General features: G+C 74.2%; 7 protein-coding genes. 2 read left to right on the top strand and 5 right to left on the bottom strand.

Translation table 11 applies throughout. The features are described 5' to 3' along the window. Positions 1-2,760 (bottom strand): DEAD/DEAH box helicase (locus tag AB0M16_RS04365; RefSeq protein WP_365338570.1); only part of this gene is annotated, 2,760 nt, incomplete at its 3' end. Between the two features lie 479 nt (positions 2,761-3,239). On the opposite strand from AB0M16_RS04365, the gene AB0M16_RS04360 reads away from it, so the two are divergent. Then, positions 3,240-3,971, top strand: coding sequence for a ferritin-like fold-containing protein (locus tag AB0M16_RS04360; RefSeq protein ID WP_365338568.1), 732 nt, complete (start codon positions 3,240-3,242; stop codon positions 3,969-3,971). Between the two features lie 18 nt (positions 3,972-3,989). On the opposite strand, the gene AB0M16_RS04355 is transcribed toward AB0M16_RS04360, so the two are convergent. The 4 genes from AB0M16_RS04355 to AB0M16_RS04340 all read right to left on the bottom strand — a co-directional run bounded on the left by AB0M16_RS04355 (position 3,990) and on the right by AB0M16_RS04340 (position 5,968). Beyond that, a complete protein-coding gene (locus tag AB0M16_RS04355; protein WP_365338565.1) occupies positions 3,990-4,259 on the bottom strand; it encodes a hypothetical protein in 270 nt (89 codons plus the stop codon). A gap of 188 nt (positions 4,260-4,447) precedes the next feature. Beyond that, positions 4,448-4,675 (bottom strand): DUF3107 domain-containing protein, encoded by a 228-nt coding sequence (locus tag AB0M16_RS04350; protein ID WP_365338563.1) that lies wholly within the window; start codon positions 4,673-4,675, stop codon positions 4,448-4,450. Positions 4,676-4,812: 137 nt separating this feature from the next. Beyond that, a complete protein-coding gene (locus AB0M16_RS04345) occupies positions 4,813-5,472 on the bottom strand; it encodes a TetR/AcrR family transcriptional regulator (RefSeq protein ID WP_365338561.1) in 660 nt (219 codons plus the stop codon). Between the two features lie 280 nt (positions 5,473-5,752). Further along, positions 5,753-5,968, bottom strand: coding sequence for a hypothetical protein (locus AB0M16_RS04340; RefSeq protein ID WP_365338559.1), 216 nt, complete (start codon positions 5,966-5,968; stop codon positions 5,753-5,755). Positions 5,969-6,091: 123 nt separating this feature from the next. Here AB0M16_RS04340 and AB0M16_RS04335 point away from each other — a divergent pair, with 123 nt between their 5' ends. After that, positions 6,092-7,072: an alpha/beta hydrolase gene (locus tag AB0M16_RS04335; RefSeq protein ID WP_365338557.1), complete on the top strand. Its 981-nt coding sequence runs from the start codon at positions 6,092-6,094 to the stop codon at positions 7,070-7,072. Positions 7,073-7,263 lie beyond the last annotated feature (191 nt).

The raw sequence follows: 7,263 nt of genomic DNA, 5'->3' as shown, positions 1-7,263 counted from the left end.
CGGCGCCTCGGCCGCGACGGCCTTCTTGGCGACCCGCTTGCGCGGGGTCTTCGGCGCGGCCTCGACCACCTCGGCGACGGCCTCGGTGACGACCTCGGCGACCTTCTTGGCGACCCGCTTGCGCGGCGCGGCCTTCTTCGGCGCCTCCGCGGTCTCCGTACCGTCGACCGGCGCCTCGGCCGCGACGGCCTTCTTGGCGACCCGCTTGCGCGGGGTCTTCGGCGCGGCCTCGACCACCTCGGCGACGGCCTCGGTGACGACCTCGACGGCCTTCTTGGCGACCCGCTTGCGCGGGGCCGCCTTCTTCGGCGCCTCGACCGGCGCCTCGACGGGCTTCGCGGCCGGCGCCTCGACCGGTGCCTGGACCTGCGCGGCGGCCGGGGCCGCCTCGACGATCACCACGGCCTCGGCGGCCGGGGTCGACGTCACCGGGCTCGACACGCGACGGGTCGCGCGGCGGCGGGCCGGCTTCGGCTCCTCGACCGGGGCCGCCGGAGCCTCCGGCTCCTTCGGCGCCTCGACCGTCACCAGCGTGCTCGTCACCGGACGGGTGGCACGACGGCGCGCGCGCGGCGCGGACACCACCGGCTCGGCGGCCTGCGCCGGAACGACGGCGGTCGCGACCGGGGCGGCCTTCGGCTGCGCGGCGGGTGCCGGGGTCGGCTCGGCCGTGGCCTGCGCCGGCACCGTGGCGGCGAGCGCGGCGGCGGCCGTCTCGACCGTCTGGAAGGTCACCGTGTCCTCGACCGGACGCGGCCTCACCCGACGCCGACGCGGGGCCGGCGCCTCGACGGGGGCGGCGGCGCGGCCGGCCGGAGCGGCGGCACGAGCGGCCGGAGCGGCCGCCGTCTCACCGGTCTCGGGGCGCGCGCCACCACGGGCACGACGACGACGGGGCTTGGCCTCGGTCGAGGTGGCCTCGGCCTCGGCGACGGGCGCCGGAACCTCGGCGACGGGCTTCGCGGCCGGCGCCTCGGCGGCCGGAGCCTCCGCGACGGCGGTCTCGGCCGAGCGGCCGTTGCCCGACCGGCCACGGGTGCGGCGCGGACGGGTCTCGGCGGCCGGAACCTCCGGGGCCTGGGCCTCGGCGACGTCAGCCTGGGCAGCCGGGGCCTCGGCCACGACGGTCTCGGCAATCGGGGCCTCGGCGACGACGGCCTCGGCGACGACGGTCTCCGTGCCGGCGGTCTCGGCCGTGCGGCTGCCGGAGCGGCTCCGCGTGCGGCGGGTGCGCGGCTCGGCGGCGGGCGTCTCCGTGGCGGGGGCCTCGGCAGCCGGGGCCTCGGCCGGGGCCGCCTCCGCGACGCCCGTGGACGCGCCGGCGACCGGGATGCCGGCCGACGGGCCGCTGCCGCGGGTGCGGCGGCGGCGCGGGCGGCGCGGGGTCGCCGGGGCCTCGGCGGTGTCCGCGTCGGCCGCGGTCGGGGCCTCGGCCGCGGCGGGCTGCGCCTCGGGGGCGTCCGCGAGGGTCGAGCCACCGCGGGTGCGGCGACGCTGGCGCGGGGTCCGGGTGCGGGCCGGGGGCTCCTCGGTCTTCTCCTGGCGCCCGCCACGGGCACGGCGGCCGCCCGGCTCGCCCAGGTCCTCCAGCTCCTCCGCGTCGAGGCCGGCGCGGGTGCGCTCGGCCCGCGGCAGGATGCCCTTGGTGCCCTCGGGGATGTCGAGCTGGGTGAACAGGTGCGGCGAGCTGGAGTACGTCTCGACCGGGTCGTTGAAGTCCAGCTCGAGCGCCTTGTTGATCAGCTGCCAGCGCGGGATGTCGTCCCAGTCGACCAGCGTGATCGCCGTACCGCTCGCCCCCGCGCGGCCGGTGCGGCCGATGCGGTGCAGGTAGGTCTTCTCGTCCTCGGGGGACTGGTAGTTGATGACGTGCGTGACGCCCTCGACGTCGATGCCGCGCGCGGCCACGTCGGTGCAGACGAGCACGTCGACCTTGCCGTTGCGGAAGGCGCGCAGCGCCTGCTCGCGGGCGCCCTGGCCGAGGTCGCCGTGGACCGCGCCGGAGGCGAAGCCGCGGCGCTCCAGCTGCTCGGCGATGTCGGCGGCGGTGCGCTTCGTACGGCAGAAGATCATCGCGAGGCCGCGGCCACGGGCCTGCAGGATGCGGGCGACCATCTCCGGCTTGTCCATCGAGTGGGCGCGGAAGACGTGCTGCGCGATGTTCGCGTGGGTCGCGCCCTCGTCGTCGGGCGAGGTGGCGCGGATGTGCGTGGGCCTCGACATGTAGCGGCGGGCCAGGCCGATGACGGCGCCCGGCATGGTCGCCGAGAACAGCATGGTCTGGCGCTTCGCCGGAAGCATGTTGATGATCTTCTCGACGTCGGGCAGGAAGCCCAGGTCGAGCATCTCGTCCGCCTCGTCCAGGACCAGTGCCTTGACGTGGGAGAGGTCGAGCTTGCGCTGGCCGGCCAGGTCGAGCAGACGGCCCGGGGTGCCGACGATCACGTCGACGCCCTTCTTGAGGGCCTCGACCTGCGGCTCGTACGCGCGGCCGCCGTAGATGGCGAGGACGCGCACGTTGCGCACCTTGCCGGCGGTCAGCAGGTCGTTGGTGACCTGCTGGCACAGCTCGCGGGTGGGGACGACGACGAGCGCCTGGGGGGCGTCGGTCAGCTGCTCGGGCTCCGCCCGGCCGGCCTCGACGTCCGCGGGGACGGTGACGCGCTCCAGGATGGGGAGGCCGAAGCCGAGGGTCTTGCCCGTACCGGTCTTGGCCTGGCCGATGACGTCGGTGCCGGAAAGGGCGACCGGCAGGGTCATCTCCTGGATGGGGAAGGGGGAAACGATGCCGACGGCTTCCAGGGCCTCGGCCGTCTCGGGAAGAATCCCGAGGTCTCGGAACGTAGTCAGGGTGCTGCCTCTTCTGTGAGACGCGGCGCGAGGCGAACGAAGGGGGTCTCACCGTGCCGGGAACTTCCGGGGGGATCGGGAAGATCACCGCCGGGTGGCGCGGGACCACTGCCGTCGCTCGAGCGTCGTGCCGCTGAGGGACCCCTCGGCGGGCCGCCGGAAGGGCTGTCGGGCCGGAGCCGATCGGGCCACCGACCGGGCATCCTCATTCATGAGTCGGCCCACCGGGTACGTCCGAACGTGCGAAAGCGTGTCCGCATACTCAGCAGGCGCATTACCACTGTACCCCGGAATCGCGCATGTGTGTCGGGAGAATTCCCGACGAGGCCACGGTCACAGTCACTGACCAGGGCCTTGGCCCACCGGCCGAGCGGGCTATTGTGCGCTTCATGGAGACGCCTGACAACGCCACACCCACCGGTATCGCCGCCCAGGACTGGGCGACGGCCTCCGCCGTGCCGCAGTACCGCGCCGCCGTGATCGACCTGCTCGGCGCGCTCGCGTACGGCGAGCTCGCGGCCTTCGAGCGGCTCGCCGAGGACGCCAAGCTGGCGCCGAGCCTCGCGGACAAGGCGGAGCTGGCGAAGATGGCCTCCGCCGAGTTCCACCACTTCGAGCGGCTGCGCGACCGGCTCGCCACCGTCGAGGCCGAGCCGACCGCCGCCATGGAGCCGTTCGCCAGGGCGCTGGACGACTTCCACCGCCAGACCGCCCCGTCGGACTGGCTGGAGGGCCTGGTCAAGGCGTACGTCGGCGACTCGATCGCGAGCGACTTCTACCGTGAGGTCGCCACCCGCCTCGACTCCGACACCCGCGCGCTCGTGCTCTCCGTGCTCGACGACACGGGCCACGGCAACTTCGCCGTCGAGAAGGTCCGCGCCGCGATCGACGCCGACCCCCGTGTCGGCGGCCGCCTCGCCCTGTGGGCGCGCCGGCTGATGGGCGAGGCCCTGTCGCAGGCGCAGCGCGTGGTCGCCGAGCGCGACGCGCTGTCGACGATGCTGGTCGGCGGCGTGGACGGGATGGCCGCGGGCTTCGACCTCGCCGAGGTCGGCCGGATGTTCTCCCGGATCACCGAGGCGCACACCAAGCGCATGGCGGCACTCGGTCTCGCGGCCTGACGGACCGGCACCACCCGGTTATACCGCGGCTGATCGACGCAGCCGTCGCGAGGCCGGCCGCAGCAGCAGCGAGAGCAGCACGGCCGCGACCGCGACGGCGCCGATCAGGGTGGCCAGGAAGTGCCCCGGGCCGAGGGCCCCGTGGGTCACCAGGGCACCGAAGGCCCCGCCGAGAGCTCCCGTGACGAGGACGACGCCCCGTCCGGGGAGGCGGTCGGTGAGACGGTGCACGGCGGCCCAGGCCAGGGCGAAGCCGAGCAGAGCGGAACCGAGGGCTTCCAGGAACACGGCGAATCACCTCGCGTCGGTGCGGGGCGGGCAGGTCGGTCACACCCGTCCTACCCGGTCACTCGTGATGACAATCCTCCCCGTACGCCCTGACGTGCGCAGACGGCGGCCGGAGCGGACCCGCGGCCGCACATGCGAAAGGCCCGGTGGACTTCCGTCCACCGGGCCTCGCTCGTTCCGTCCGCCGATCAGAGCGCGCCGAAGCCCACCCGACGCACGGCCGGCTCACCGAGCTCGACGTACGCGATCTTGTCGGCCGGCACCAGGACCTTGCGGCCCTTCTCGTCCGTCAGGCTGAGCAGCTGCGCCTTGCCGGCCAGCGCGTCGGCCACCGCGCGCTCGACCTCCTCGGCGGACTGTCCGCTCTCCAGCACGATCTCCCGGGGTGCGTGCTGCACGCCGATCTTGACCTCCACGGCTATGTCCCTCCGAACGGTCAGCCTTGCGCGTGGGTCCCACGCCCTACCTGGCACACATTAGCCCGGTAAGGGGACGGACACGGCGCGGGCGCGGAACGCCAAGAGCGAACAACATCACCGCGCCGCGGTGTCGCTCAGTGCCCCTCGGCGCTCAGCTGCCCGTCCGCGCCGTGCAGCGGGAAGCCGGCGATGCCGCGCCACGCCAGCGAGGTCAGCAGGGTGACCGCCTTGTCGCGGGGGACCGGGGACTCGCTGGAGAGCCAGTAGCGGGCGACGACCTGCGACACTCCGCCGAGGCCCACGGCGAGGAGCATCGATTCGTCCTTGGCGAGCCCGGTGTCCTCGGCGATGACGTCGGAGATGGCCTCCGCGCACTGCAGGGAGACCCGGTCGACGCGCTCGCGCACGGCCGGCTCGTTGGTGAGGTCGGACTCGAAGACCAGCCGGAAGGCACCGCCCTCGTCCTCCACGTACGCGAAGTAGGCGTCCATGGTCGCCGCGACCCGGAGCTTGTTGTCCGTGGTGGAGGCGAGTGCCGTGCGCACCGACTGGAGCAGCGCCTCGCAGTGCTGGTCGAGCAGGGCGAGGTAGAGCTCGAGCTTGCCCGGGAAGTGCTGGTAGAGCACCGGCTTGCTGACCCCGGCCCGCTCGGCGATGTCGTCCATCGCGGCCGAGTGGTACCCCTGGGCGACGAACACCTCCTGGGCCGCGCCGAGCAGCTGGTTGCGTCGGGCACGGCGCGGCAGCCGCGTGCCCCGCGGGCGTGCTGCCTCTGTCTGCTCGATGGCGCTCACGCCGCCTCCCAAAAATCGATCCTTGCGCGCATATGCGTCGCGCCGCCATCGTACTTTTGGGTAACCCGGCTGTGCGCGGTGCGAACGCAGAATTTCACGGACCGGACGCCCGGGGCGAGAGGTGCCGGGCAAGAAGATGGTCATGCAATCGAACAGAACAGCAGGGGGCGACGGGGCTACTCGGCGGTAGCCGAGGCCGTGGCGCAAGCGGCGACCGAGACGGTGGCACGCGACCCGAGAGGGCATGAGCCGGCCGGGCGACACCGCTGTAGGACGGGGGTCAGCGGTAGTCGTCCTCGTCGACGGCGACCACGCGCGCCTGCTCGACGGCGTCCGCGTCGTTCGCCGACTCGTGCGTGATCTGACTGAGCGGCTCGTCCTCGCGCTGCTGCAGCTCGGTGTGCTGCTCGGCGGCGTCGGCCTCCGGGATCTCCTCGTCGAGCACGACGTCCTCTTTCTCGGCGAATGTGTCCGGCTCGGTCGGGTCAGCAGTCATGCGGTTCCTTCCGGTCGCGATGACTCTCACCTCCGAGCCTAGGAGCTCCGTCGGCGCGGCGCACCCGATCCTGTGACGCCACACACACGCGCCCGAGCGTGATCGTCTCGTAATATCGCTGCCATGTCCTCGACCGAGCTGCCGGAAACCCGGACCGCCGCACCGCCCGCGACCCGGTCGCGCACCGTCCGGGTCGCCGACGGCGAGGAGCTGCGCTCCGTCGCGCTGCCCGGGCTCACGCTCACCGTGCGCGCCCGGCCCGGCGAGCGGCCCGGACTCCCGCCCGCGCTGTACGTGCACGGGCTCGGCGGCTCCTCGCAGAACTGGTCGGCCATGATGCCGATGCTGGCCGACCTCGTCGACGGCGAGGCGGTCGACCTGCCCGGCTTCGGGGACTCGCCGCCGCCGGACGACGGCAACTACTCGGTCACGGGACACGCCCGGGCGGTCATCCGGCTGCTCGACGCGGCCGACCGCGGCCCCGTGCACCTGTTCGGCAACTCGATGGGCGGCGCCGTCGCCACCCGGGTCGCCGCCGTGCGCCCGGACCTGGTCCGCACCCTCACCCTGATCTCGCCGGCCCTGCCCGAGCTGCGCGCCCAGCGCTCCGCCTGGCCGACCGCGCTGCTCGCGCTGCCCGGAGTCGCGCCGCTGTTCGCCCGGCTCAGCAGGGACTGGACGGCCGAGCAGCGGGTGCGCGGAGTCCTCTCCCTCTGTTACGGGGACCCCGGCCGCGTCACGGACGAAGGCTTCCGGCACGCCGTCGAGGAGATGGAGCGGCGTCTGGAGCTCCCCTACTTCTGGGACGCGATGGCCCGCTCCTCGCGCGGCATCGTCGACGCGTACACGCTGGGCGGCCAGCACGGGCTGTGGCGCCAGGCCGAGCGGGTGCTCGCCCCGACGCTCCTCGTCTACGGTGGCCGGGACCAGCTGGTCGGCTACCGTATGGCGCGCAGGGCGGCTGCCACGTTCCGCGGCTCGCGCCTCCTGACGCTCCCGGAGGCGGGGCACGTCGCGATGATGGAGTACCCGGAGACCGTCGCCGCGGCGGTACGCGAGCTGATCACCGATGCCGCGCAGGCGGCGGCCGAGGGCGGGAGCTGAGCCGGACCGTGGGACGACATAGTCGCAAGGGCCCCGCGGCCCCGGTGGCCGACACCGGGCAACGCGAGGCCACGAGGCCGGCCCCGGGCACGGGGCGACGCAGGCGCGACCAGGGCCAACAACAGCCCCCGACGCCCCCGCAGCCGCCGGGACCCCACGACACGCAGGGCTACGGCACAGCGACACACGGC

The sequence above is a fragment of the Streptomyces sp. NPDC051921 genome, assembly GCF_040680975.1.
Lineage (GTDB): Bacteria > Actinomycetota > Actinomycetes > Streptomycetales > Streptomycetaceae > Streptomyces.
Note: the sequence above shows the minus strand (reverse complement) of the source record. Positions and strands in the feature narration are given on the sequence as shown.

Excerpts from the sequence above, each read along its gene's own strand:
- AB0M16_RS04335 (WP_365338557.1), top strand. The coding sequence starts at position 6,092 with ATGTCCTCGACCGAGCTGCCGGAAACCCGGACCGCCGCACCGCCCGCG.
- AB0M16_RS04360 (WP_365338568.1), top strand. The coding sequence starts at position 3,240 with ATGGAGACGCCTGACAACGCCACACCCACCGGTATCGCCGCCCAGGAC.
- AB0M16_RS04340 (WP_365338559.1), bottom strand. The coding sequence starts at position 5,968 with ATGACTGCTGACCCGACCGAGCCGGACACATTCGCCGAGAAAGAGGAC.